Here is a 25,053-nt window from a genome sequence, read left to right as displayed (position 1 = left end):
GCCGTATCCATTGTCAGGCCGCCTTGCTGGTGACGCGATGCGCGACGCCGTTGGTGGCTCGGTAATAGTCCTGGGCGGCGCGCACGCCGGAGCCGAGCGGGACGGGAAAGTCGAGATCGGCCATGACCATCTCCGCGGTCGCGATGCCCGACAACGCCATGACATCGGTCATCGAGCCGAGATGGCCGATGCGGAAGACCTTGCCGGCGACCTCGCCGAGGCCGACGCCGAAGGCGACGCCGAATTTTTCGGCGGCGTGGGTCACGACCTTTGTGCCGTCCAGGCCCGACGGAACCACGATGGCGCTGACGGTGTTGGAGTAAAGCCGCGGATCACGCGCGCACAGGGTCAGCCCCCAGGCCTCGACCGCCTTTCGGATGCCCTCGGCGATGCGGAAGTGGCGCGCGAAGACGTTCGGCAGCCCCTCCTGCTCCAACATCTTGACCGATTCGACCAGGCCGAAGATCAGGTTGATCGGCGGGGTGTAGGGATAACCGCCACGCTGATAGGACGACAGCATGTCGCGGAAATCGAAGAAGCAGCGCGCGCAGCGCGCCTTTTCCATCGCCGCCTGCGCCTTGGGGCTGATCCCGATAATGGCGAGACCGGCCGGGAGCATGAAACCCTTCTGCGAACCGGTGACGGCCAGGTCGACGCCCCACTCGTCCATGCGGAAATCCATCGAGGCGATCGAGCTGACGCCGTCGACATAAAGCAGCGCGGGATGGCGCGCCGCGTCGAGCGCCTTGCGCACGGCCGCGATATCGGAGCGCACACCGGTCGCTGTCTCGTTGTGGGTGGCCAGCACCGCCTTGATGCGATGGCCGGTGTCGGCGGTCAGCGCCGCCTCGAAACGGTCCGCCGGCAGGCCCTCGCCCCAGTCGGCCTCGATCACCTCGACGTCGAGCCCGTGGCGCGTGCACAAATCGATCCAGCGATGGGAAAACATGCCGTGACGCGCGGCCAGGACCTTGTCGCCCGGCGACAGCGTGTTGGTGATTGCGGCCTCCCAGCCGCCGGTTCCGGTGGCCGGAAAGATGATCACCTCGCCGGTACGGGTCTTCAAAATACGCTTGACGCCGTCCACGGCCGGCCTGAACGCCTCGGCGAACAGGCTCGAGCGATGATCGATCGTCGGCACGTCGATGGCACGCCGCAGGCGGTCGGGAATATTGGTGGGACCGGGTATGAAAACCGGGTTCTGGGTCGACATGAATCATCCTCCATCGCGCGGCCTTGTCGCGCGGCGTCGGCACGCCGGCGATGACTGTTTCAAACTCCCCTCACGATAGGCTGCGGGGCGGCAGGGCGCAATTTTTCTGAAAAACTTTTTCGTTTTCACGAAAATTCCGCTTTACCTACTGTTTTCTCTATGCTTTTATTTTTTTCAATAAGCAGAAAACTTTTTTGCTCTTTCAGTGGACTGGAGTGACAGCGATGGAAAACGACAATCGCGTCAAACGCTCGCGTGGCCGGCCGCGGGCGTTCAACCGCGCGCAGCAAGGCGGCTCGGTGCAGTCGCTCGACAGGGCGGTTGCGATCCTCAAGCGTGTCGCCGACGCCGACGGGCTTTCGCTGTCGGAAATCGCCTCGGCGATGGGACAGGCTCCCTCGACGGTCTACCGGGTGCTGATCACGCTGCAAAAACACGGCATCGTGGAGTTCGAGCAGGACACCCAGCTCTGGTTCGTCGGGCTGGAGGCGTTTCGCATCGGCAGCACCTTTCTGGGCCGCACCAGCATGGTCGAGCAGAGCCGGCCGGTAATGCAGGAGCTGATGGCGGCGACCGGCGAAACCGCCAATCTCGCCATCATCGACGGCGGCGAGGTGATCTTCGTCAGCCAGGTCGAGACCCACGAGCCGATCCGCGCCTTTTTCCGGCCGGGCACGCGCGGACCGGTGCACGCCTCCGGCATCGGCAAGGCGCTGCTTGCCTTCCTGCCGCGCGCGAGGGTCGAGCGCATTATCCGCGACAACGGCCTGACCGCCTTCACCGACAAGACCATCGCCGAGCCGGCCCGGCTCGGACACGAGATTGCCGCGATCCGCGCGCGCGGCTGGGCCGTCGACGACGAGGAACGCACGGCCGGCATGCGCTGCATCGCCGCCCCCGTCTTCAACGCCTACGGCGAGGCGGTGGCCGGCATTTCGATCTCGGGACCGTCGGTGCGGGTGGCGCCCGACAAGGACGCCTGGCACGGCGCGCTGGTGCGCGATGCCGCCGCGCGCATCACCGATGCGGTCGGCGGACGCCCGCCGAGGCCGGCTGACGACTGACTACGCCGCGCGGCGGGCGAGACGCGCCCTGATACTTTCCACATCGGCGCGCGGCGTCGCGGCAAACAGCGTCTTGGTGTAGTCGTGCTGCGGGTCGGAAAACACCCGGTCGCGGCCGCCATATTCGACCGCCTCGCCGAAATACATCACCATCACGTCGTCGGCAATATAGCGCACCACCGACAGGTCGTGGCTGATGAAGACATAGGTCAGGTCGAACTCGTCCTGCAGATCGGCAAGCAGGTTCAGCACCTGGGCCTGCACCGACAGGTCGAGGGCCGACACCGGCTCGTCGAGCACCAGCAGACGCGGGTTGAGCATCAGCGCGCGCGCGATCGCGATACGCTGGCGCTGGCCGCCGGAAAACATGTGCGGATAGCGACTGAAGTGCTCCGGGCCGAGGCCGACCTTGAGCAGCATCTGCATGGCGCGGTCGCGGCGCTCGGCCGTCGGCATCGCCGTGTTGACGAGCAGCGGCTCGCCGAGCACGTCGCCGATCTTCTGGCGCGGATTGAGCGAACCGTAGGGGTTCTGGAACACGATCTGCACCTTGCGGCGCATCTCCGGCGTCAGTCCGTCCTTGACGAGGTCGACCTTGTCGCCGTCGATCAGGAGTTCGCCGGCGGTGGGCGCGTCGATCATGGTGATGATGCGCGCCAGCGTGGACTTGCCGCAACCGGACTCGCCGACGATCGCCAGCGTCTTGCCCTTCTCGACCTTGAACGACACGTCTTTGACCGCGTGAATGACGCGGCCGGACGAGAACAGCCCGCCGCCGATATGATAATCGCGCACCAGGTTGCGGCCTTCCAGGACGATCTCGCTCATGCCGGCGCTCCGCCGTCGATGTCTTCGTTGAAGATGCTGGAGATCGTCGGCAGCCTGTCGCCGGTGGCCCTGTCCGGCAGGGCGGCAAGCAGCGCCTTGGTGTAATTGTGCCTGGGCGCCTCGAACAGCGACAGCACGTCGGCCTCTTCCATCTTGCGCCCCTTGTACTGCACAACGACGCGGTCGGCGGTTTCGGCGACCACGCCCATATTGTGGGTGATCATGATCATGCCCATGCCGGTTTCGGCCTGCAGGTTCATCAACAGGTCGAGGATCTGTTTCTGGATGGTCACGTCGAGGGCGGTGGTCGGCTCGTCGGCGATCAGCAGCTTGGGATTGCAGGCGATGGCGATCGCGATCATCACGCGCTGGCACTGCCCGCCGGACATTTGATGGGGAAACGCGCCGAGACGCTGTTCGGGATCGGGAATGCCGACATCGTTCAGCAGCTCGATCGCGCGGGCGCGGCGGGCCTTGCCGTCGAGGCCCATATGGACGCGCAGAACCTCCTCGATCTGAAATCCGACTGTAAAGCACGGATTGAGGCTGGCGACCGGCTCCTGGAAGATCATGGCAATGTCCTTGCCGATGATCTTGCGCCGCTGGCCGGCGGACAGGGACAGAAGATCGCGGCCGGCAAAGCGCATCGTGTCGGCGGTCACCTTCGCCGTCCACGGCAGAAGCCCCATCACCGCCAGCATCGACACGGATTTGCCCGAGCCGGATTCGCCGACGATAGCCAGCACCTCGCCCTCGTCGACATGCAGCGACACCCCGTCGACGGCCCGGAATGGGCCCGCGGCGGTCTCGAACTCGACGACCAGGTTCTCGATCTCCAGAAGATGCATGCTCACGACCTCTTCAGCTTCGGGTCGAGCGCGTCGCGCAGGCCGTCACCCATCAGGTTGATCGCCAGCACGGTGATCAGGATCGCCAGCCCCGGAAAGGTCACGACCCACCAGGCGCGCAGGATGAATTCGCGCGCCTCGGCCAGCATCGTGCCCCATTCGGGCGTCGGCGGCTGGGCGCCCATGCCGAGGAAGCCGAGCGCCGCGGCATCCAGGATCGCGGTCGAAAAGGATAGCGCGGCCTGGACAATCAGCGGCGACAGGCAGTTGGGCAGGATGGTGACGAACATCAGCCTGAGCGGGCGGGCGCCGGCGACCCGGGCGGCCACGACGTAATCCTTGGTCTTTTCCGACAGCACCGCCGCGCGGGTAAGACGCACGTAATGCGGCTGCTGGACGATGGCGATGGCAATCATTGCGTTGACCAGGCTCGGGCCGAGCACGGCCACGAGGGCGAGCGCCAGAAGCAGGCTCGGAAAGGCCAGGATGATGTCCATCAACCGCATGATCAGCGTGTCAATGCGACCGCCGGCATAACCCGCGATCAGCCCGACGACGACGCCGACGACAAGCGCGCCGGAAACGACGATGCAGCCGACGAACAGCGAGAAGCGGCTGCCATAAATCAGCCGCGACAGCATATCGCGGCCGACCGCGTCGGTGCCCAGAAGAAAGCGCGGGTCAGCTCCCTCCTGCCAGAAAGGCGGCTTCAAAAGCGCGTCGCGATACTGGTCGATCGCGCCGTAGGGCGCGATCAGGTCGGCGAAGACCGCGATGGCGACGACGAACAGGAACACCCACAGCCCGATTACCGCGCCGCGATTTTCGCTGAAATAGAACCAGAACTCGCGCAGGACGGCGAGGCGCGGATCGACCGGCTTGGCGGCGGCTGCGGTCGTGGATGTGTCGGCCATGACGTTAATGCCTGATCTTGGGGTTGATCAGCCCGTAGAGCAGATCGACGACGAGGTTCACGATCATGACGACGACCGCGATCATCAACAGCCCGCCCTGGACGGCCGGATAGTCGCGCCTGAAAATCGAATCCAACATCCACTTACCGATGCCCGGCCAGGAAAAGATGGTCTCGGTGAGGATCGCGCCGCCCAGCAGGACGCCGACCTGCAGGCCGATCGTGGTGATCACCGGGATCAGCGCGTTGCGCAGCGCGTGCAGGCCGATGACGCGCGCCGGCGCCAGGCCCTTGGCGTGCGCGGTGCGGACATAATCCTCGCCCAGAACATCGAGCATGGCCGAACGGGTCTGGCGGGCGATGACAGCGAGCGGAATCGTACCGAGCACGATGGTGGGCAAGATCAGGTGCGACAGGGCGGAGGTGAACGCGCCCTTCTGACCCGAAAGCAGGCTGTCGATCAGCATGAAGCCGGTGACGGGCGGGAAAAAATAAAGCAGCGAGATGCGGCCGGATACCGGCGTCCACTGCAGGATGCCGGAAAAAAGAATGATCAGCAGAAGCCCCCACCAGAAGATCGGCATCGAATAGCCGACCAGCGCGGTGCCCATCACCGTCTGGTCGAGCCATGAACCGCGCCGCGTGGCCGCCAGCACGCCGGCCGGAATGCCCAGCAGCGTGGCGAAGATGATGGCGCAGATCGACAGTTCCAGGGTCGCGGGAAAAAGCGTGAAAAACTCGTCGAAAATCGGCTTCTTGGTCACCAGCGAATTGCCGAGATCGCCGGACGCGATGCCGCCGAGGAAGTCGAAATATTGTTCCCACAAAGGCCGGTCGTAGCCGAACTGGTGCATCAGTTGTTCATACCGTTCCGGACTGACGCCGCGCTCGCCGGCCATCAGCAGAACCGGATCGCCCGGCAGGATGCGAATGAACCCGAAGGCAGCGATGGTCACGCCGATAAAGGTCGGAACAAGCAGGCCGATCCGATACAGGAGAAAACGGAGCATTTCTCTCAGACTTTGCAAATTCCCTCCCGCGCCCGAGAGGCGCGGGAGGGAGACGATTGCGGCGCCTTATATGCGCCAGAAGCGCTTATTCGGCCAGATCGACGCCGTCGAAGCGATGCGAGCCGAGCGGGTCCATCTTGTAGCCGGTGACCTTGGTCGACATCGGCATGAAGACGACCGAATGGGCGATCGTCGCCCACGGGGCCTGCTCCTTGAACACCATCTGCGCGTCTTCATAGAGCTTGGTGCGCTCGGCCTGGTCGCTGACGATTTTGGCCTTCTGGATCATGTCGTCGAACGGCTTGTGGCACCATTGCGCGCGGTTCGCCCCGCCGACGCCGTCACAGCCGAGCAGAACGGCGAGGAAGTTGTCCGGGTCGCCGTTGTCGCCGGTCCAGCCGAGCAGCACGGCGCCGTCGCGGTCGGTGGCCTTGGAACGCTCCAGATATTCGCCCCACTCGTAGGAGACGATTTCCACCGTCACGCCGACCTTGGAGAAGTCCTCCTGGATCAGCTCGGCCATGCGCCGGGCGTTCGGGTTGTAAGGACGCTGCACCGGCATCGCCCATACCTTCATCGACAGATCGGCAACGCCGGCTTCCTCGAGCATCTTCTTGGCGGCTTCGGGATCGTAGGGATCGTCCTCGACCGCGTCGTTATACGACCACATCGTCGGCGGGATCGGGTTCTTGGCGGCCTGGCCGGCGCCCTGGAAGACGGCGTCGAGAATGGCCTGCTTGTTGATGGCCATGTTGAGCGCCTTGCGCACCTTGGGATTGTCGAAGGGCGCCATCTGGGTGTTGTAGGCCAGATAGCCGACATTCAGGCCTTCCTGCTCCATGACCTCAAGGCCGGGCGCGGCCTTCAGGGCGTCCAGATCGGCCGGATTGGGATAAGCCGCGACATGGCACTCGCCGGCCATCAGCTTCTGCTGGCGCACCGAGGCGTCGGTGGTGATGGCGAACACCAGATCGTCGATCGCCTGCTTGCCGTCCCAATAGTCGGGATGGGCCTTGTAGCGGATCACGGCATCCTTCTGGTAGGCGACGAACTGGAACGGGCCGGTGCCGACCGGCTGTTGGTTCAGCATGTCCTTCTTGCCGTCGGCTTCGAGCTTGTCGGCATATTCCTTCGACATGATCGAGGCGAAATCCATGGCCAGGTTCGCCACCATCGGTGCCTCGGGCCGCGTCAGGACGAATTTCACCGTCATGTCGTCGACCTTGACCATCTCCTTGATGAGATCGGGCATCGACATGGCATTGAAATATTCCCAGGAAATACCGGCGGTGTACTCGTTCCAGGGATGATCCTTCTTAAGCTGGCGCTCGAAGGTAAAAAGCACGTCGTCGGCGTTGAAGTCGCGTGTCGGCGTGAAAAAATCGGTCGTGTGAAATTTCACGCCGGGGCGTAGTTTGAAGGTGTATTCAAGGCCATCGTCGGAAACGTCCCAGCTTTCGGCGAGCCCCGGAATGACTTTCGTCGTGCCACGGTCGAATTCGACCAACTGGCTGTAGATCGGCTTGGCCGAGGCATCAAAGGTCGTGCCCGCCGTGTACGGCGCGGGATCGAACCCTTCGGGCGATCCCTCGGAGCAATAGACCAGCGTCTTGGCGTTGGCCACGCCACCGAACATCGTCGCAGCCAGAAGGGCGGCCGCGAAGCTATACCGTTTCATGTGAATCTACTCCCATTCCCTATACGGGACCGTTTTGTCCGGTCCGTGAAGCCGGCATATAAGCACCGATTTTTCAGCATGGAAACACCTCCCAACGTCACGCTAGGAGAAGTTTCATCCCCGACCTCGTAAAACGCGGGAAAGATTTTTCCTCGCGGCTGACGTTCGTGCACTCATCGCTTTGCAATTTTATCGCGTGTCGCCTAACTGGAGGATCGGAGGGTCCATGAACGCCACACCGCATAGTTTCGACGCCGACGCCGTCCTTCGGTTCTGGTTCGAGGAACTCGACCCCAAGGAGTGGTATTCCGGCGACCCGCAGGTCGACGAACGGATCAAGACGCGATTCGCCGAGACCTGCGAGGCCGCCCTGGCATCGCCGCCGGAGAATTTTCTCGGCGATGCACGCACGGCACTGGCCGCAACCATCGTGCTCGACCAGTTCACGCGCAACATCCATCGCCGTACCCCGAACGCGTTCGCCGGCGATCCCGTCGCCCTTTTGATCGCGCACGGCGCGATCGAGCGCGGCTACGACAATGCCATGACACCGGCCGAAAAGCAGTTTCTCTACATGCCGCTGATGCATTCGGAAGTACTCGCCGACCAAGAGCTTTCGGTGAAGATGTTCCGCGACCTGGGCAACGAAAACAGTCTCAAATTCGCTATCGAGCATCGCGACATCGTGGCCCGCTTCGGGCGCTTCCCGCACCGCAACCGCGCGCTCGGCCGGACCAGTACGAACGACGAGATCGACTTCCTGAAAGGCCATGACGGCTACGGCCAGTAGGCGCGCGGCAAAGGCGGCGGACCGGCGCGACCGCTTGATTACTTTTACGTTTACGTAAATATTGTGCGGATTGGCGAGTTAGGCCTAGATACGAACAGGAAGACAAGCCGGCGATTGCATCGAAGGCGCGCGTGGCCGACACTACGCGACGCAGACGCGCCGGTGTCGAAATGCGCTCAACGGCGCAAGGGAGGTGACAGTGAACAAGACCAACGCAAACAAGCCCGCTACCGCCGAGCGCCCGTGGCTGAAGACCTATCCGGAAGGCATGCCGGCCGAAATCGGCCCCCTGCCCGCCACCTCGATCGGCGCGCTGCTTTCCGACGCCTGCAAGACATATGCCGACAGGCCGGCCTTCACCTGCATGGGCAAATCGCTGACCTATGCCGAGGTCGGAAAGAAGTCGGACGAGTTCGGCGCGTTCCTCCAGTCGAAGGGGCTCGCCAAAGGCGCGCGCGTCGCCATCATGATGCCGAACGTGCTGCAATATCCGCTCGCCATGATGGGCACGCTGCGCGCCGGCTTCACGGTGGTCAACGTCAACCCGCTCTATACGCCGCGCGAACTGGAACATCAGCTCAACGATTCCGGCGCCGAGGCGATCGTGATCCTGGAAAATTTCGCCGCCACGCTTCAGGCGGTGATCGCGCGCACCAAGGTCAAGCATGTGGTGGTGGCGACGATGGGCGACCTGCTCGGGTTCAAGGGGCTGATCGTCAACCTGGTTGTGCGGCACGTGAAGAAGATGGTTCCGGCCTGGTCTCTGCCCGGCCACATTCCCTTCAACGACGCACTCGCCGCCGGCGCGACGGCCGGGCTGAAGCCGGTCGAACTGGCCCCCGACGACGTCGCCTTCCTGCAATATACCGGTGGCACGACCGGCGTGTCCAAGGGCGCGACGCTACTGCACAGCAACATCCTCGCCAATGTGGCGCAGAACGCGATCTGGATCGAAAGCGCCTATGCGAAAAAGCCGCGCCCGGACCGCGCGGTCTATCTGTGCGCGCTGCCGCTCTATCACATCTACGCGCTGACGGTGAACGCGGTTATGGGCATGCAGCAAGGTGCCGAAAACATCCTGATTCCCAATCCGCGCGACATCCCCGCGCTGGTCAAGGAATTCGCCAAATACTCCATCAACGTCTTTCCCGGCCTCAACACGCTGTTCAACGCGCTGTTGAACAATGAGGAGTTCCATAAGATCGACTTCAAGCCGCTGCTTTTGACGTTCGGCGGCGGCATGGCCGTGCAGCGCGGCGTCGCCGAGCGTTGGCAGAAGCTAACCGGCATCGTGATTGCCGAAGGTTACGGCCTGTCGGAGACCGCGCCGGTGGCGACCGCGAACCGCTTCGACAGCGACACGTTCACCGGCACGATCGGCCTGCCGATCCCGTCGACCGAAATCGCCATCCGCGACGAGGATGGCAAGGATCTTTCGCTCGGCGAAGTCGGCGAGATCTGCATTCGCGGTCCTCAGGTGATGGCCGGCTACTGGAACCGTCCCGACGAGACCGCCAATGTCTTCACCGCCGACGGCTTCTTCAAGTCCGGCGACATGGGCTTCATGGACGAGAACGGTTTCGTCAAGATCGTCGACCGCAAGAAGGACATGATCCTTGTATCCGGCTTCAACGTCTATCCCAACGAGATCGAAGAGGTGGTGGCGGGCCATCCCGGCGTTCTGGAAGTCGCCGCGGTCGGCGTACCGGACGAGAAATCCGGCGAGGTGCCGAAGCTCTTCATCGTCAAGAAGGACCCCGCGCTGAGCGAGCAGGACATCTACGATTACTGTAAGGACAAGCTTACCGGATACAAGCGGCCGAAGCAGATCGAGTTCCGCGACGAATTGCCGAAAACCAATGTCGGCAAGATCCTGCGACGAGAGTTGCGGAACTGACGCGCCGCGCAAGCGAACGCACGGAACCGGTGCACGTCTTCATCTGGTGGCGGGGCTCTCAGCGCCGCGCCAGCCAGTCCGGCAGAGCGGCGATGGAGTCCAGGATGACGTCGGCGCCGGCCAGGGATTGGCGCGTGCCGGTCCCCGACAAGACCCCGATGGCGAGGCCCGCGCCGGCCGCGCGCGCCATGTCGAGATCGTGGCGGTTGTCACCGACCATCGCGATCTCGGACGGTTTCAGCCCGGTCAGGTCGCAGAACGCGTAGACCGTGTCCGGCGCCGGCTTCGGCGCTGCGACGGCGTCGTAACCGTAAGCGGCGTCGAACATTTGGGCGATACCGAGGCTCACCAGGGTCCGTTCCGCCCCGCCGGTGGAATCGTTGGTCGCCACGCCGAGCCGGAATCCGGCCGCGTGCAAGGCCTCGATCGCCTGGGCGCAGCCCGGCACTGCGACGGCGGCGGCCGCGCCCTGGCTCGCTGTCAGCCGGTCGAAACGGACGATCATCTGCTGGCGTGCCTGCGCCGCGAGCGCCGGATACCAGAGCGCCACCACGTCGGCATTGGTGCCAGCGGCCAGTACCGAATCGGCCTGAAAAACCCCAGCCTCAGCATCATAGCCGACCGCAGCAAGCAGTGTCGCGGCGCGGACGCGATCCCCCCCGGCGGCCTCGTGGGCCAGCGCCTCGGCGACTGCCGACCAGGTCGCGTGGAAGTCGACCAGGGTGCCGTCCTTGTCGAACAGGATGCCCCGGATCGCCATCCCGTCAGGTCCGCGCGCTTGTGCGCAGATAGCGCACCAGTCCGGCGGTGGATGCGTCCTTGTCGTCGGCGCCGCGTTTTCCCTGGACGACGGGCAGCAGCGCGGTCGCCAGTTCCTTGCCGAGCTCGACACCCCACTGGTCGAAGGCGTTGATGCCGAAAAGCTGTGCTTCGACGAAAACCCGATGCTCGTAGAGCGCGATCAGCCGGCCAAGCGCATAGGGATCGAGCGATTTGTGGAGGATGGTGATCGAGGGGCGGTTGCCGGCGAAGACGCGGTGCGGCGCCAGCGCCTCGACGGCGGCGTCAGCTAGGTCGCGGGCCCGCAGCTGGGCGCGCGCCTCTTCAAGCGTGCGCCCCTTCATCAGCGCCTCGGACTGGGCTAGGCAGTTTGCCAGCAGCAGGGCGTGGTGGGTTTCCAGCTCCGGCTCGTGGCCGCGCGCGGCGGCGATGAACTCGACCGGGATCACATCGGTGCCCTGGTGCAGAAGCTGGAAGAAGGCATGCTGGCCGTTGGTGCCGGGCTCCCCCCACACCAGCGGCCCGGTGGCGGTGGCGGCCGGCGCGCCGTCGACCAGAACGGACTTGCCGTTCGATTCCATGTCGAGCTGTTGCAGATAGGCGGGCAGGCGCGCCAGGCGCTGGTCGTAGGGGATGATCGCGCGTGCCGGATAGCGGCACACGACCCGGTGCCAGAAGCCGATCAGGCCGAGCACGACCGGCAGGTTCTCCAAAAGCGGCGCGGCCCGAAAATGCTCGTCCATAGTATGCGCGCCGGCCAGAAACTCGCGGAAGCGGGCCGGGCCGATCGCCAGCATGATCGGCAGGCCGATGGCCGACCATAACGAGTAGCGGCCGCCGACCCAGTCCCAGAAGCCGAACACCCGCTCACCGCCGATACCGAACGCAGCCACCTTGTCGAGCGCCGTGGAGACGGCGGCGAAATGCGCGCCGACAGCCTCGCGGCCGAGCGCGCGTTCGATCCAGGTCCGCGCCGTCGCGGCGTTGGTCATCGTCTCGACGGTGGTGAAGGTCTTCGAGGCGACGATGACCAGCGTGGTCGCGGGCTCCAGCCCGTTCAGCGTGTCGGCGATATGGGCGCCGTCGACATTGGAGACGAAATGGCAACGCGGACCGTCGTGAAACGGCGCCAGCGCCTGCGTGGCCATGGCCGGCCCGAGATCGGAGCCGCCAATGCCGATATTGACGATGTCGGTGAATGGCCGGCCTGTGGCGCCGACCAGCGTGCCCTGCCTGACCGAATCGCAAAACGCGGCCATGCGGTCGAGGACATCGTGCACCCCGGCCATTACGGCCTCGCCCTCGGCGTGAAAGCCGGCCCCCGCCGGCGCGCGCAGGGCGACATGCAGTACGGCCCGGCCCTCGGTGGTGTTGATCGCCTCGCCGGCAAACATCGCCGCGCGCCGCTCTTCGACCCCGGCCGCGCGGGCGAGTTCGGCGAGCCGGCCCATGACAGCGTGGTCGACGGCGGTCTTGGACCAATCGATGAGGAGATCGTCGAGGCGCAGCGAAAACGCCTCGAAGCGGGCCGGATCGGAGCGAAACGCGGCGGCTATGTCGAAGGGAACGGGCCCCTCGCGCGAGGCACGCAGCGCGGCAAGCGCGCGGTCGAAGGCGTTGCGATCCACGGTTTCGTCCTTTCCAGTCCGCACTTAGAGTATTTCATCGGCGAAAAGAAGCGGCCAGGCCGATTTCACCCGCGTCCGTTGCAAGGCCGTTTGCCGCCAAACCTTTCGTTGCGGAATTGCATCGGTGACAAAAAAGCCTGGCACAGGTGGTTGGACCAGTCTTGAAGCGCACTAAACACCCGTTTAATGGTCTAGGTGGAGGGTGTTGCGCCATGGCTACGAGAAACGATTCCGCGATCTGGTCCGGACTGTTCACCATCTCGCCCGATTCCGGGCAGACGCTGCAGGCTCAAATCCGCCAGGCGATCGTGGCCGCGATCCTCGACCGGCAGATCTCGCCATCGATGCCGCTGCCGTCGTGCCGCATCCTGGCCGAAAAGCTCGGCGTCGCGCGCGGAACGGTCGTGCTCGCCTTCCAACAGCTCGTCGACCAGGGTTTTTTGATCGCGCGCGAGCGGCGCGGCCATTTCGTCAACCCGGAAGTGCTGACCACGCCCTCGCGGCAGGTGCCCAAGAGCACGCCGTCGGGCAGCGGCATCGACTGGAAAAAACGCCGCAAGATTCCGGCGAGCGAAATGCCGGCGCCGATGAAGATGGAGAACTGGATCAAGTCGTCCTATCCGTTCGTCTACGGCCAGTTCGATCCGGCGCTGTTTCCGACCGCCGAATGGCGCGAGTGCAACCGCATGGCGCTGGCCGTGCTGGAAATCCGCGACTGGGCGGCCGACATGGTCGATCAGGACGACCCACTGCTGATCGAGCAGATCCAGGCGCGCCTTTTGCCGCGCCGCGGCATCTTCGCCAATCCCGACGAGATCATCGTGACGCTGGGCGCGCAAAACGCGCTTTACATGTTGGCCCAGCTTCTGATGGGCAAGGGCACGCGCGTGGCGATGGAGGAGCCGGGCTATCCCGACGCGCGCTCGATCTTCCGGCTTTCGGGTGCCGAAACCGTGCCTGTGCCCGTCGACGGCAACGGCATCGTCACCGAGCGCATCCCCGCCGATTGCGGCTACGTGTTCGTCACGCCGAGCCACCATTGTCCGACCATGGTGCCGCTCAGCGCCGGACGGCGCGAGGAGCTTCTGGCGCGCGCGGTCAAATACGACCAAATCATCATCGAGGACGGCTATGACAGCCAGTTGATCGACGAGGCGCCGCAGCAGGCGCTGAAAAGCCTCGACCGGACCGGACGCGTCGTCCATGTCGGCTCGATGTCGAAGACGCTCGCGCCCGGGCTGCGGCTCGGCTACATCGTCGCCTCGGCCGAACTGATCGCCGAACTGCGCGCATTGCGGCGCTTCATGCTGCGCCACCCGCCGGCGAACAACCAGCGCGCCGTGGCGCTGTTTTTGTCGCTCGGCCATCACGACGCGCTGGTGCGGCGCCTGTCGAGCGCCTTCGCCGAGCGCCGCGAACGGCTCACGCAGGCGATCGCCTGTCACCTGCCCGACTGGCGGGTGACGGATTCGGCCGGCGGCACATCGATCTGGCTGCAGGGGCCTGCGGACATCGATTCCGACAAGCTCGCCGAGATCGCCGCCGCGCGCAGCGTCCTGATCGAGCCCGGCGCCCGCTTCTTCGACGGCATCAATGCGCCGACCCGCTTCATCCGGCTGGGGATTTCCTCGATCGCGCTGCAAAATATCGAGCCGGGCATCCGCGAACTGGCCGTTGCGGCCGGACGACGCGCCGCCGCCTGATCTCCGCCCCGGCACGATCGGCCCGCAGGCCCGGCGCCGGTTTCGCGGGTCGGCGCCTGGCGCTTCGCTCAGTGATTGTCGCGCGGAACGCCCATCTCTTGGGCGATCCGGCGATAGCGCACCGCCGGTTTCAGCACCATGCCTTCGGAAAGCTGATCGACCATCGCGCGCTGGATTTCCTGCCACGGCGTCTGGTGATCGGGAAACGCATAACCGCCCTGCTCGACCAGTTCGGTGCGCCGGCGCTGCAACTCGTCATCGGAAATCAAGATGTCGGCGGTCGCTTTGCCGAGATCGATGCGCACGCGATCGCCGTCGCGCAAAAGGGCCAGTCCGCCGCCTGCCGCCGCCTCCGGCGAGGCGTTGAGGATCGAGGGGCTGCCCGACGTTCCCGACTGGCGGCCGTCGCCGACGCAGGGTAGGGCGTGAATGCCCCTTTTCAAAAGCGCGGCCGGCGGCTGCATGTTGACCACTTCGGCCGCGCCCGGATAGCCGACCGGGCCGGTGCCGCGCATGAACAGGATCGAGCGCTCGTCGACGCCGAGCGCCGGGTCCTCGATGCGGGCGTGGTAGTCCTCGGGACCGTCGAACACGACTGCATTGCCCTCAAAGGCCTCGGGATCGTCTGGATTGGACAGATAGCGCGCGCGGAACTCCTCGGAGATCACGCTGGTCTTCATGATCGCGGACGCGAATAGGTTACCCTTCAGGTTGATGAAACCGGCCGCCGCCTTCAGCGGCCGCGCGACCGGCCGGATGACGTCGGTGTCGAGCGTTTCGACCGCCCGGCAATTGTCGCCGATCGAGTGGCCGTTGGCGGTCACGGCGTCGGGATGCGGCAGCAGGCCGGCCTTCAAAAGCTCGGCGACCACCGCAGGCACGCCGCCGGCATGGTGGTAGTCCTCGCCGAGATATTCGCCGGCCGGCTGCAAATTCACCAGCAGCGGGATGTCGTGCCCGAGCGCCTGCCAGTCGTCATTGTCGAGCGGCACGCCGAGATGACGGGCGATCGCGTTGAGGTGGATCGGCGCGTTGGTCGACCCGCCGATCGCCGAATTGACGACGACGGCGTTTTCAAACGCGGCGCGCGTCATGATGTCGGACGGCTTCAGGTCCTCCTCGACCATGGCGACGATGCGCCGTCCGGTCTGGTAGGCGATCTGGCCGCGTTCGCGATAGGGCGCGGGGATGGCAGCCGAGCCGGGAAGCTGCATGCCGAGCGCCTCGGCGAGAGAGTTCATCGTCGTGGCCGTTCCCATCGTGTTGCAATAACCGACCGAGGGGGCGGAGGAGGAAACGATCTCCATGAACTCCTCATAGTCGATCTCGCCGGCCGCCAAACGCTCGCGCGATTCCCACACAATGGTGCCTGAACCGGTGCGCCGACCCTTGTGCCAGCCATTGAGCATCGGCCCGACCGACAGCGCGATCGCTGGAATGTTGACGGTCGCCGCGGCCATCAGCAACGCCGGCGTGGTCTTGTCGCAGCCGATCGTCAGCACCACCGCATCGAGCGGGTAGCCGTAGAGCACCTCGACCAGGGCGAGATAGGCGAGATTGCGGTCGAGCGAGGCGGTCGGGCGCTTGCCCGTCTCCTGAATCGGGTGGACCGGAAATTCCAGCGGGATGCCGCCGGCCGCCTCGATGCCGGCGCGCAGCCGCTTGGCCAGCTCGATATGGTGCCGATTGCAGGGCGACAGATCCGAACCGGTCTGGGCGATGCCGATCAGCGGCTTGCCCGATTGCAGTTCCTCGCGGGTGAGGCCGTAATTGAGATAACGCTCGAGATAGAGCGCCGTCATGCCGGGATCGTCCGGATTGTCGAACCATTGCTGGGAACGCAGCCTGGTGGTCTGCCGCCGGTGACCGTTCGCCCTGTTCGTCATCGCGCACTCCCGTCGTGATCGGCTTATGGTTATTGCAAGGGCGCGGCGGCGGCAAGGATATGCGCGCGGGTCCGCGACCACATGCCGATGGACACGCGCGGGCGGCTGGGTTAGGTCGAACGCCGAGAGCAAGGGAGACATTCATGGCCGTGAATATGGAAGGCGAGGAGACGATCGAGGCTCCGATTGGCGAGGTGTGGAAGGCGCTCAACGATCCCGACGTGCTGAAAGCCAGCATCCCGGGATGCGAAAGCCTGGAGAAGAAGTCGGACACCGAGATGGCGGCGACCGTGTCGCTGAAGATCGGGCCGATCAAGGCGAAGTTCTCCGGCGAGGTCGAGTTGAAGAACCTCAAGCCGCCGCATTCCTACACGATCCAGGGCGAAGGCAAGGGCGGCATCGCCGGCTTCGCCAAGGGCGGCGCCGATGTCGAACTGGTCGAAAAGGGACCGAACGAGACGCTGTTGACCTACAAGGTCAACGCCGATGTCGGCGGCAAGATCGCCCAGCTCGGCAGCCGCCTCATCATGTCGACGTCGAAAAAGCTCGCCGGACAGTTTTTTTCCAATCTGAACGAGCAGGTCAGCAAGTCCTGACGCGATAGAGCCCGTAACGACCGGACGGCCCGCAGCCTCTGCGCGGGCCGTTTCGGTTTGCGGCGCCAGATATCCATGCGGAGGCCGCGCCCCGGCACAGGCTGGCGTTGGCCGCCGGCGCGCCCTATCCCGCCTTGCGCCGATAATTTGCCGGGCGCTTCTCGAGGAAGGCGCTCACCCCCTCCTTGTAGTCGTCGGAGCGGCCCGCCTCGCGCTGCAATTGCCGCTCCAGGTCGAGCTGCGCGTCGAGCGAATTGGTCGAGGCGGCGTGGACCGCCCGCTTGGTCAGCGCATAGGCGCGGGTCGGTCCGCTGGCGAAGCCTTCGGCCAGCCTGGTCGCCTCTTCCATCAATTGGTCGTCCTCGACGGCCCGCCAGATCAGGCCCCAATCGGCGGCGTCTTGCGCCGGAAGCGGATGCGCGGTCAGCGCCAGCGCCATGGCCCGCGCCTCGCCCACCAGCCGGGTCAGCCAGTAGGTGCCGCCCGCGTCGGGGATCAGCGCGATCTTGGAAAAAGCCTGGATGAATTTGGCCGATTTGGCCGCGATGACGATATCGCAGGCGAGCGCTATATTGGCGCCGGCGCCGGCGGCCACGCCGTTGACGGCACAGATGACGGGCTTGGGCATCGCCCTGAGCTTGCGCACCAGCGGATTGTAGAAAGTCTCCAGCGTCTTGCCGAGGTCGGGATTCTCGCCGATCAGCGTCGGATCGCGGTCCGAAAGGTCCTGGCCGGCGCAAAAGCCGCGGCCTGCGCCCGTCAGGACGATCGCGCCGCAGCCGGCGTCGGCCTCGCAGGCGTCGAGGGCCGCGCGCAATTGCTGGTGTTGCAATTCGTTAAACGCGTTCAAACGATCCGGCCGGTTGAGCGTGATGACGCTGTAACCGTCTTTTTGTTCATGCAATACTGGCGCGTCGCTCATCGGGTTGTTTCTCCTGGGTCCGCCGGCTGGTACGGGCCGCGCCAGTTTACATGCCCGGCGGCGGCGATCAATTTCGGCCTGGACCGCCCGTGGCGGAAGGCGAGGCGTTGCAACGGGAAACGATCCGGCTGGACGGCGGATACCGGTTGAGTACGGGCATGGCAAGTGAGTTGATGGACAGGTCGGCGGGCGAGCAGCAACAGGTCCGCCTGGAGGAGGCGCTGTTCCGGCTTCTGTTCGACGGCTGCCCGCAAGAGCATGTGAAGCCCGGTCATCACCTGTTCATGCAGGACGACGAGGCCGACCGGGTCTACGGCGTCATCGACGGCACGATCGAGATCGCGATCTATTCAGAAGGCGGGCGCAAGCTTGTCGCCAATATCGAAACCGAAAAGAGCCTGATCGGCGAGATCGGCGCGCTCGACGGCGGCTTGCGGACGGCCACGGCGACCTGCCTGACGGAAGCCACCTTGGTATCGGTGTCGCGGCGGCAATTGTTCGACCGCATCGAGGCGCATCCCCGGCTCGCCAGCGCTATGATCGGGGTTTTGTGCGCCAGGCTGCGCTGGGTGAGCGCGGAGCTTGGCGACCAGGCCCTGCTCAAGATCGAGGCGCGGCTGGCCAAACGGCTTTTGTTGCTGTGTGAGCTGATCCAGGACGAGACCGGCTGGATCGGCATCTCGCAATCGGAACTGGCCGAATTCCTCGGCGCGACACGGGAATCGATCAACAAGACGCTGACCGACTGGCGCCGCCTCGGCGTGATTGAAATTCGGCGCGGCGGGCTCAAGGTTCTGAACCGCGCCGTACTGGAGAAGCTGGGCTCGGCGCCCGACGACTGACGCGGAGCCCCGGCGCATAATCAAGGCGCGCGCCCGGCGGCTGACGCTCCCCGGCAGCGGAGTGGACGGTTCTATGACTGTGAACGCAGATAGCGCAGCGCCCGCCTGCTCGGCACGAAGAAATAACCGCCGCCGCGTAGCGTGACGAATGCGCTCAACCCTTTCAGCCGCAGCGGGCCTTCCGGCCCGGCGACCGTGAAACAGCCTTCGCCAGCCACGTTGCCGACGAGCGGATCGGCTTCCCCGCGCAGGCTCTCGAAACCGCGATTGTTTACCCAGGTCTGCTGGACGAAGGCGAACTGGCGCTCGATATCGGCGTTGAGGCACATGAACACCATGCCCTTTTCGGCTTTTTTACCGCCTTTGGCCTGTCTGGCGTAAGTACGGCCGATCCGCAGGATGCGGTGACGCTTGGAAATCTGGATTTGCGTTTCCGGCTTCGCGCCCAGCGAATCGCGCGGGTTGGAACGGCGTATATGCGCTCCGAACGGGCACTGGCGTCCCTGCGCGTCGTCGCTGGCAAACAGAAAATCGTTATCTGGCTCCTGCCCGGCGCGCCATTCCGGATGGCCGATCAGCGAGGTGCCGTCCTTCCAGCGGCCGAGCATCTTCGCGCCGACCCATTCTGGCGCCGGCCGGCCGGCGATCTCGGTGCGGCCGAGCGCGCGCGCTGTATCGCGGCAGAATTTCTCGAACGCGCCGACATTCTGGGCCAATTGGCGGATGACGAGAAACGAACCGTTGCGGCCGAAATCGCGCCATTGCGGATCCTCGCCGGCGCTGGCCGCGCGGTCGCGACCCGACAGGCGGCCGCGTGCGTCCAGCCCCGCGCCAAGCATCGGCGATGGCGGCAGCCGGCCGAGCTCGTCGGGATAGCCGAGAACGAATTCGCCCGCCGCTATCCGGTGCTGGGCGGCAGCAGCGCGCAGCGCGCGCGGCGTGCCGGCGATCACCGGCTGGGAGATGCCGTCGCGGAAGCCGAAATGCTCGATCGGCTTGCCCCTGACGTCGCGCTCGATCGTGAGCGGCAGGCTGGCGACCGTCTCCATGCCGGCCGCCGCCGATAGGTTCGCCAGCGCGTCGACATTTTTCTCCAACCGTTGCCGCGTGTCGGCATAAAGCACCAGCACCGCGTCGACGGGCTCGTCGGCATTGCCCCATTCCCAGTGCTCCGGCGCATTGTCGCCGACATCGCCCAGCACCCGGTTTTGATGCGGGTCGGCCATGCCATGCCGAAAGGTCGTCGGGAAAGAGCCCGGCAGCCCGCCGTCGAGCCCGGACAGGCCGAGCTTGACCAGGCCGCCCGGGGCGAAAGCGCTCACCATCGCCGCCTCGGTCGGCTCGATACCGCCGAAGGCGGTGCTGTGCACCAGATGGTCGAGCCAATCGCGCCGCGCCGCGCGGGGCATATGCTCGGGCATGCGCAGCGCCACCATACGGGCTTCGGCAAGCCGCCCCATGCCGCCGAACAGGATCGACTGGATATCCTCGGTCTCCAACCCGCCGGCGGTCCGCGGCTTGGAGCCGAAAAGGGCCAGCCAGGCCGCGGCCTCGCTGTCGGTGCGGGCCGTCGCCAGACCCCGTCTTATCGCGGCGTTGCGGCGGATCGCGCCGGTATTGAGCGCCGGATAGGCCGAATACCAGAACAGGGTTGGGATCTGCTGGGCCCGCGCCCACAGTTTGAAGCGGTCGCCGTCGGTCGCGCCGTCGAAGAACAGATTTCTTGCCTTTGGAAATCCGGCCGTATTGCTCCACACCCCCGTCAGCCCCTTCGCCGCCTTGGTGATGAAATCCTCCAGATAGCTGCCCCAGCTGCCGCCGTAATTGCTGAAGAACAGCAGCTTGTCGGTGCCCGGAAGTAGCACCCAGCGCGCGTAGTGGATCGAGCCGATATCGGCGAGCCGTCCCGGCGCGAACACATGCCGCACGAACTGGAGGATGGTGAAGAAGGCGAGTCGCAGCGCGAGCCGGCGCAGGCGGCCGGGTTTCATCACCGAGATCGCGGCGAGATGGTTCTGCACGCCATGGTCCTCGCGTGCCGTTATCGCCTCGAACCGGTCGGGCGGCAGCGGCCCGGCCTCGATCTGCGGTTCCCGCTCCAGGCGGCGGAAACGCCAATAGACAATCGCGGCCGGCAGACCGACCAGCGCGCACAGCGCCAGGAGGCCGAGAAGCAACGCGGCTAGGACGGAAAAGAAACCCCGCAAAACGCCGTCGAACGGGGCCTCGAAAGCAAAAAACAGGATACAGGCGGAAAGAATGCCGAACACGGCGGCAATACCGGCGAGCAGGCGCGGCGCCGACACGGTCTTGCGCACCATGTCCCAGACATCGCCGGCCGGCGCGTCGAGGCCGCTCGGCGCAGCCTGGAAGGCCCAGTCGTAACCGCCCTTGTCGGCCAATGCCCGCCGCACGGTGTCGAGACGGTCGAGCGCGCTGTCGCCGGCGTCCGCGGGCTGGGCGCAGACGATCTCGTTCGCCTCCGCGCAGAGCTCTTCCTCTGCCAGGATGCGGCGCACCGAATGGCCGGGCGTACCGGTGAAGCACAGCCCGGCGACATCGCCGGGCGCTGGCGAGACCGCCAGGGCATGTCGGTGCAGCAGGGCGGCGAAATCCCCTTCTTTGTCGAGCGCGCCGGCCGCCTCGAAGACCGGCCGCAGCCATGGACCAGCTCCATCGGCAACGGCCGCGATCGCGGTTTTCTGGTCTCCGTCGGCGGAAAATTCGAACACCAGATGTTTGGGGTCGTCCGGGCGCTCGGTGGCCTGATCGGCCTTGCCGATCACCGACAGGCTGGCGAAATGCACCAGCCCGGTGGCGTCAAACGCTGCGCGAATTGCGCTATCGGCGGGATTGCCGAGCGCCTCGACCATGGCGCGCAGCCGCGCCGGGGCGACGGTGCCGGCGACCGGTACGGCGATGGTGACGAATGAGTGCCCGACCGCGCGTACTTCGGCAGACACGTCGAAGTCCACGCACAGGCTTTCGGGAAAGGCGCCGCGACGGGCAAGCCGGCCCGGCGCGCCCGCTGCCCGTCGCAGGCCCGGTTTGGAAAACAGCGCGCGGAAAGCCTCGCCGATCTGGACCCTCGCCAGAGCCGCACCGACGCACCAATGGATGCCGTGCCCGAACACCAGCGAATTGCGCTGCGGCCGATCGGGATCGAACCGTTCCGGCTGCTTGACGTCGTCGGCGTCGAACATCGCCGACAAGGTCCAGGGCCAGACCGTGGTGCCCGCCTTGAGCGTCTTTTGCCGCCCGGTGCCCTTGGCCAGTACGGTGTCGCGCGGCACGTAGCGAAACGGACCGGGATTGATCGGCTTGAAACGCATCGCCTCGTCGATGGCGCGGGTCAGCGCGGCGTCATCGCCGGCGGCAAGCGCTGCCTCGACCGCCGCGCGCGCCTCCGGCATCGTCAAGACGACATCGAGCGCGTTGCCGGCCGCAAGCAGATTGGTCGGCGTAAACCCGGCGATCATGCCCATCATCACCGAGCGGATCTCGTCTTCGCCGAGCGCTGCGGGATCGGCGGCGCGGATGGCGACGAGCCGGGCGAGCGGCGTGTCGCTCTTGCCGAAGCCGGCCCGCACGCGTGCCAGCGAGCGGTCGATGGTCGCCAGCATGCGTTCGGATGCCACGACGGCGAGCTCGCGGGTCTTGGCGTTGCCGGTCGGGTCGGCGAAGAACAGCGACGACAACGCGATCGCCCAGTCGGCGAAAGCGAGCTCGTCCTCGATCACCATGCCGAAATAGTCGCGGCAGATACGCACCGGCACGGTTTTCAGCATCCGGTCGACGGCATCGAAGCCGGGCACGGCGCCGCGCATGATCCCGGCGCTATGGCGGGCCGCGATCGGGCGCACAACCGTCTCGATCTCCGACGGCGGAAAGGCCGACAAAAGCGCCGACTTGATGCGCCTGTACTCGCCGCCGTCCTGCATGCCGAGGACAAAATTGGCGCCGCCCGCCATTTCCTCCATCTCGGGGCCGAACGGCGTTTCGAAATCCTCCTGGCGTTCCAGGACCTCGCGCACGTCCGCGTTCTTGAACACGATGACGGTCTTGCCGAGCGAAAGGATCGGCCAGTAGCGGCGGAAAAAACGGGTGGCCGGTCGCGGATTCTCCAGAAATGCCGAAACCGCCCGCGCAATCAGGCCGGAGCTGCGCAAGCGCTCCGGATCGAAGGGGGGCATCTCGGAAACCGGGCGCTGTGCGGCCCGCGCCGCCCTCACGCCGTCATGATATTTTGTCCGAAACATTCCGTTTCCCGCAAACTGCCGCGCTCTAGAGCCGTTCCTCGTTAACTGGAATCGTTTGACCGCCGGGATTTCGCGGTCCGGCCAGGAGCGCGTGGCGATGCGGTGCAGGCACCGTGAGCCGGGCGCGACGCCGTCCAGGACGGGAAAGACCAAGGTCGGGTGATTGCGGTTTGACGGGCGATATCAACACTATGGACGCTCCCGGCTTGGACGGATTTTCCATCAAACCGCTTCCAGTTAAAGAGGAACCGCTCTAGCAGTGGGATAGCGCCGCGCCCCTGTAAGTGACGCGCTTCACACAGCGCCCGCCGTCTACCGCTCTACCCTCTCCCGCCGCGCGGCTGTATTGGCCGATCCGACCGCGCGCTCGTAAGCCCCGATCAGGGACCGGTTGAGTTCGGGCCGGCTATAGGGAATCCATTCCACGCGCGTGGTCGAAAATTGCGGATGACGGGCAAACAGGATCGCGTTTTCCGCCGTCGCGGCGGACCGTTCGCCCAGCGCGCCCAGCGCCACGATCTTCAGGAAGCGCGCATACCAGTAGGACGGCGCCAGCGACAGGGAGCGTTCGGCCGTGGTCGCAGCCGCGCGCCAATCCTCGTCGAAGCAATAGGCGGCGGCAAGCTCGCCGAGATTGTGAAAGCGGTAAAGATCGAACGGGCTCAACCGATCGGCGTCGAGAAAAAGCGGGATCGCGCGCTTCTGTTCGCCCAGAAGCAGATGCGCGCTGCCCATGGCCGAACGCGCGAAGGCGAAGCTGGGATTGATGCGCAGCGCCTCCGACAGATGCTCGAGCGCGGAGGCCGGCCGTGCCAGCATGATGTCGACGATGCCCAGATGGGCGTGCGGGCGCGCGTCCTGGCTGTCCATGTAGAGCGCCTTGCGCGAATAATCCTCGACCCGGGCCAGATCCTCGCGATACTCGCCGCCATCGCCGAAATTCAGCCAGGAGCGCCAGAAATACCACCAGGCGAGTTCGTTCAGCACAGTGCTGGCGTTCTGATCGCGCTCATGCGCCTTCTCGAAGAAGTCGAGCGCCAGCGCGGTATCCTCGCGCGTGCGGCGCTGCATGTGCCATCGTCCGCGGCGCACGAGCTGCCAACTCTCCAGCCCTTCCCAGGGAATACGGAAAGTGCGCGCCTGTTCGACGCGGTCGACCTCCTTTTCCAGCATGGCGACGATCTCGTTGCCGATCTCGGCCTGCATGGCGAACATGTCGGCAAGCTCGCGGTCATACCCGCGTGACCAGATGGTGCGATTGGTCGAGGCGTCGTCGAGCGCGACGCGCACACGCAGCATGTCGCCGGCGCGCGCGATCCTTCCGGTCACGACGTAACGGGCGCCAAGCGCCCGGCCGGCCGCCTCGGACGATACCGCCTCGTCCCTGAATTGCAGGCTGGAGTTCATCGAAATGACCGGCAGCCAGCGCGTGTTCGACAGGCCGACGACGATATCCTCGGCCATGCCCTCGGCCATGTAGCCGATCTCCGGGGCGGCGCCTTCGATGCGGAACGGCAGCACCGCAACCGCCGGCGGACCGCCCTTGCCGTCGGCGCGAAAAAAAGAGAACGCCGCTGCCGGAAGGGTCTCCAAGCCCCGGTCGGTCTCGCCGGCCTCACCGGACCCGGGCCGCTCGACGCGGAAGGCCCGCACCGGAAGCAGGATATTGTGAAAGTCCTGCACGCCCAGATCGGTGAAGCGGGCCGCGGCCACGCCGCGCAGATGATGCCAGCTGGTCTCCGAAACCACCACGCCGCCCTCGGGCGCGATCTCCTGCAGCCGCGCGGCGATGTTGACGTCGTCGCCATAGAGGCTTTCGTCGCGGACAATCACCTGGCCGGTATTGATGCCGGCGCGGAAAGCCATGCGCCCAGCCTCGGGAACATCCAGGTTGGCTCGGGTGATTAGAGCTTGGAACTCGATCGCGGCAAGCAGTGCGTCGACGGGTGCGCCGAATTCGGCCATCATGCTGTCGCCGGCGGGTCCGAACATGCGGCCGCCATGGCTCGCGCAGCAGTCGCGGATGATGTCGCGATGGCCCTCGAAGGTGGCAACGGCAGCCTCGTCATCCATGCCCATGAGGCGCGAAAATCCGGCCGCGTCGATCGACACGATCGTCGCCACCTGCCGCGTGAACTGCCGGCCCGGCACTCACGCCCCCCCGATCGCGGCCGCGTGGTCGGAAACGACGGACAC

General features: G+C 65.5%; 18 protein-coding genes. 6 read left to right on the top strand and 12 right to left on the bottom strand.

Going from position 1 to position 25,053, the window contains the following annotated elements; all coding sequences use genetic code 11:
• Positions 1–13: 13 nt before the first annotated feature.
• A complete protein-coding gene (bhcA, locus tag GN330_RS14470) occupies positions 14–1,213 on the bottom strand; it encodes an L-aspartate--glyoxylate aminotransferase BhcA (RefSeq protein WP_156713386.1) in 1,200 nt (399 codons plus the stop codon).
• A 224-nt stretch (positions 1,214–1,437) separates the two neighbouring features.
• On the opposite strand from bhcA, the gene bhcR reads away from it, so the two are divergent.
• Positions 1,438–2,277, top strand: coding sequence for an HTH-type transcriptional regulator BhcR (bhcR, locus tag GN330_RS14465; protein WP_156713385.1), 840 nt, complete (start codon positions 1,438–1,440; stop codon positions 2,275–2,277).
• Here the strand turns inward: bhcR and GN330_RS14460 are convergent, their stop codons facing one another.
• The 5 genes from GN330_RS14460 to GN330_RS14440 all read right to left on the bottom strand — a co-directional run bounded on the left by GN330_RS14460 (position 2,278) and on the right by GN330_RS14440 (position 7,554).
• Positions 2,278–3,105: an ABC transporter ATP-binding protein gene (locus GN330_RS14460; RefSeq protein ID WP_156713384.1), complete on the bottom strand. Its 828-nt coding sequence runs from the start codon at positions 3,103–3,105 to the stop codon at positions 2,278–2,280.
• Positions 3,102–3,953 carry an ABC transporter ATP-binding protein gene (locus tag GN330_RS14455; protein ID WP_156713770.1) on the bottom strand — a complete coding sequence of 284 codons (852 nt, stop codon included), beginning with the start codon at positions 3,951–3,953 and terminating at the stop codon, positions 3,102–3,104. The genes GN330_RS14460 and GN330_RS14455 overlap by 4 nt, the downstream gene beginning before the upstream one ends.
• A gap of 2 nt (positions 3,954–3,955) precedes the next feature.
• A complete protein-coding gene (locus GN330_RS14450) occupies positions 3,956–4,867 on the bottom strand; it encodes an ABC transporter permease subunit (RefSeq protein ID WP_156713383.1) in 912 nt (303 codons plus the stop codon).
• Positions 4,868–4,871: 4 nt separating this feature from the next.
• Complete coding sequence (locus GN330_RS14445) at positions 4,872–5,876, bottom strand: ABC transporter permease subunit (protein WP_156713382.1); 1,005 nt, start codon at positions 5,874–5,876, stop codon at positions 4,872–4,874.
• 85 nt (positions 5,877–5,961) lie between these two features.
• Positions 5,962–7,554, bottom strand: coding sequence for an ABC transporter substrate-binding protein (locus GN330_RS14440; RefSeq protein ID WP_156713381.1), 1,593 nt, complete (start codon positions 7,552–7,554; stop codon positions 5,962–5,964).
• Between the two features lie 226 nt (positions 7,555–7,780).
• Here GN330_RS14440 and GN330_RS14435 point away from each other — a divergent pair, with 226 nt between their 5' ends.
• Both GN330_RS14435 and GN330_RS14430 read left to right on the top strand, forming a co-directional pair.
• On the top strand, positions 7,781–8,344 hold the full coding sequence (locus tag GN330_RS14435) for a DUF924 family protein (RefSeq protein ID WP_156713380.1): 564 nt from the start codon (positions 7,781–7,783) through the stop codon (positions 8,342–8,344).
• A 193-nt stretch (positions 8,345–8,537) separates the two neighbouring features.
• Positions 8,538–10,241, top strand: coding sequence for a long-chain-fatty-acid--CoA ligase (locus GN330_RS14430; protein WP_425487168.1), 1,704 nt, complete (start codon positions 8,538–8,540; stop codon positions 10,239–10,241).
• Positions 10,242–10,299: 58 nt separating this feature from the next.
• Here GN330_RS14430 and GN330_RS14425 read toward each other — a convergent pair whose 3' ends face one another.
• Both GN330_RS14425 and pgi read right to left on the bottom strand, forming a co-directional pair.
• Positions 10,300–11,001, bottom strand: coding sequence for an HAD family hydrolase (locus GN330_RS14425; RefSeq protein WP_156713379.1), 702 nt, complete (start codon positions 10,999–11,001; stop codon positions 10,300–10,302).
• 4 nt (positions 11,002–11,005) lie between these two features.
• The gene (gene pgi, locus GN330_RS14420; RefSeq protein WP_343040684.1) at positions 11,006–12,649 is read right to left on the bottom strand and encodes a glucose-6-phosphate isomerase; all 1,644 of its coding nucleotides are present in this window, start codon (positions 12,647–12,649) and stop codon (positions 11,006–11,008) included.
• Between the two features lie 212 nt (positions 12,650–12,861).
• On the opposite strand from pgi, the gene pdxR reads away from it, so the two are divergent.
• Complete coding sequence (gene pdxR / locus GN330_RS14415) at positions 12,862–14,352, top strand: MocR-like pyridoxine biosynthesis transcription factor PdxR (RefSeq protein ID WP_156713378.1); 1,491 nt, start codon at positions 12,862–12,864, stop codon at positions 14,350–14,352.
• Between the two features lie 68 nt (positions 14,353–14,420).
• Here the strand turns inward: pdxR and GN330_RS14410 are convergent, their stop codons facing one another.
• Positions 14,421–16,238 carry an IlvD/Edd family dehydratase gene (locus tag GN330_RS14410; RefSeq protein ID WP_156713377.1) on the bottom strand — a complete coding sequence of 606 codons (1,818 nt, stop codon included), beginning with the start codon at positions 16,236–16,238 and terminating at the stop codon, positions 14,421–14,423.
• A gap of 143 nt (positions 16,239–16,381) precedes the next feature.
• Here GN330_RS14410 and GN330_RS14405 point away from each other — a divergent pair, with 143 nt between their 5' ends.
• On the top strand, positions 16,382–16,834 hold the full coding sequence (locus GN330_RS14405) for an SRPBCC family protein (protein WP_106572845.1): 453 nt from the start codon (positions 16,382–16,384) through the stop codon (positions 16,832–16,834).
• 124 nt (positions 16,835–16,958) lie between these two features.
• Here the strand turns inward: GN330_RS14405 and paaG are convergent, their stop codons facing one another.
• Positions 16,959–17,756, bottom strand: a complete 798-nt coding sequence (gene paaG, locus GN330_RS14400; RefSeq protein WP_156713376.1) for a 2-(1,2-epoxy-1,2-dihydrophenyl)acetyl-CoA isomerase PaaG — start codon at positions 17,754–17,756, stop codon at positions 16,959–16,961.
• Between the two features lie 158 nt (positions 17,757–17,914).
• Here paaG and GN330_RS14395 point away from each other — a divergent pair, with 158 nt between their 5' ends.
• Entirely contained in the window at positions 17,915–18,598 is a 684-nt protein-coding gene (locus GN330_RS14395) for a Crp/Fnr family transcriptional regulator (protein WP_156713375.1), read from the top strand.
• Positions 18,599–18,669: 71 nt separating this feature from the next.
• Here the strand turns inward: GN330_RS14395 and GN330_RS14390 are convergent, their stop codons facing one another.
• Both GN330_RS14390 and GN330_RS14385 read right to left on the bottom strand, forming a co-directional pair.
• Positions 18,670–22,857, bottom strand: coding sequence for a cytochrome P450 (locus GN330_RS14390; protein WP_156713374.1), 4,188 nt, complete (start codon positions 22,855–22,857; stop codon positions 18,670–18,672).
• A gap of 312 nt (positions 22,858–23,169) precedes the next feature.
• Positions 23,170–25,008, bottom strand: a complete 1,839-nt coding sequence (locus tag GN330_RS14385; RefSeq protein ID WP_343040682.1) for an adenylate/guanylate cyclase domain-containing protein — start codon at positions 25,006–25,008, stop codon at positions 23,170–23,172.
• Positions 25,009–25,053: the final 45 nt, after the last annotated feature.

This window comes from Nitratireductor arenosus, from assembly GCF_009742725.1.
GTDB classification, from domain to species: domain Bacteria; phylum Pseudomonadota; class Alphaproteobacteria; order Rhizobiales; family Rhizobiaceae; genus Mangrovimarina; species Mangrovimarina arenosa.
Note: the sequence above shows the minus strand (reverse complement) of the source record. Positions and strands in the feature narration are given on the sequence as shown.

Coding starts and splice junctions, on each gene's coding strand:
- GN330_RS14455 (WP_156713770.1), bottom strand. CDS start 3,953: ATGCATCTTCTGGAGATCGAGAACCTGGTCGTCGAGTTCGAGACCGCC.
- GN330_RS14395 (WP_156713375.1), top strand. CDS start 17,915: ATGGCAAGTGAGTTGATGGACAGGTCGGCGGGCGAGCAGCAACAGGTC.
- GN330_RS14435 (WP_156713380.1), top strand. CDS start 7,781: ATGAACGCCACACCGCATAGTTTCGACGCCGACGCCGTCCTTCGGTTC.
- GN330_RS14390 (WP_156713374.1), bottom strand. CDS start 22,857: ATGTTTCGGACAAAATATCATGACGGCGTGAGGGCGGCGCGGGCCGCA.
- GN330_RS14445 (WP_156713382.1), bottom strand. CDS start 5,876: ATGCTCCGTTTTCTCCTGTATCGGATCGGCCTGCTTGTTCCGACCTTT.
- GN330_RS14410 (WP_156713377.1), bottom strand. CDS start 16,238: ATGACGAACAGGGCGAACGGTCACCGGCGGCAGACCACCAGGCTGCGT.
- GN330_RS14405 (WP_106572845.1), top strand. CDS start 16,382: ATGGCCGTGAATATGGAAGGCGAGGAGACGATCGAGGCTCCGATTGGC.
- GN330_RS14460 (WP_156713384.1), bottom strand. CDS start 3,105: ATGAGCGAGATCGTCCTGGAAGGCCGCAACCTGGTGCGCGATTATCAT.
- GN330_RS14425 (WP_156713379.1), bottom strand. CDS start 11,001: ATGGCGATCCGGGGCATCCTGTTCGACAAGGACGGCACCCTGGTCGAC.
- pdxR (WP_156713378.1), top strand. CDS start 12,862: ATGGCTACGAGAAACGATTCCGCGATCTGGTCCGGACTGTTCACCATC.
- bhcR (WP_156713385.1), top strand. CDS start 1,438: ATGGAAAACGACAATCGCGTCAAACGCTCGCGTGGCCGGCCGCGGGCG.
- GN330_RS14450 (WP_156713383.1), bottom strand. CDS start 4,867: ATGGCCGACACATCCACGACCGCAGCCGCCGCCAAGCCGGTCGATCCG.
- bhcA (WP_156713386.1), bottom strand. CDS start 1,213: ATGTCGACCCAGAACCCGGTTTTCATACCCGGTCCCACCAATATTCCC.
- GN330_RS14440 (WP_156713381.1), bottom strand. CDS start 7,554: ATGAAACGGTATAGCTTCGCGGCCGCCCTTCTGGCTGCGACGATGTTC.
- paaG (WP_156713376.1), bottom strand. CDS start 17,756: ATGAGCGACGCGCCAGTATTGCATGAACAAAAAGACGGTTACAGCGTC.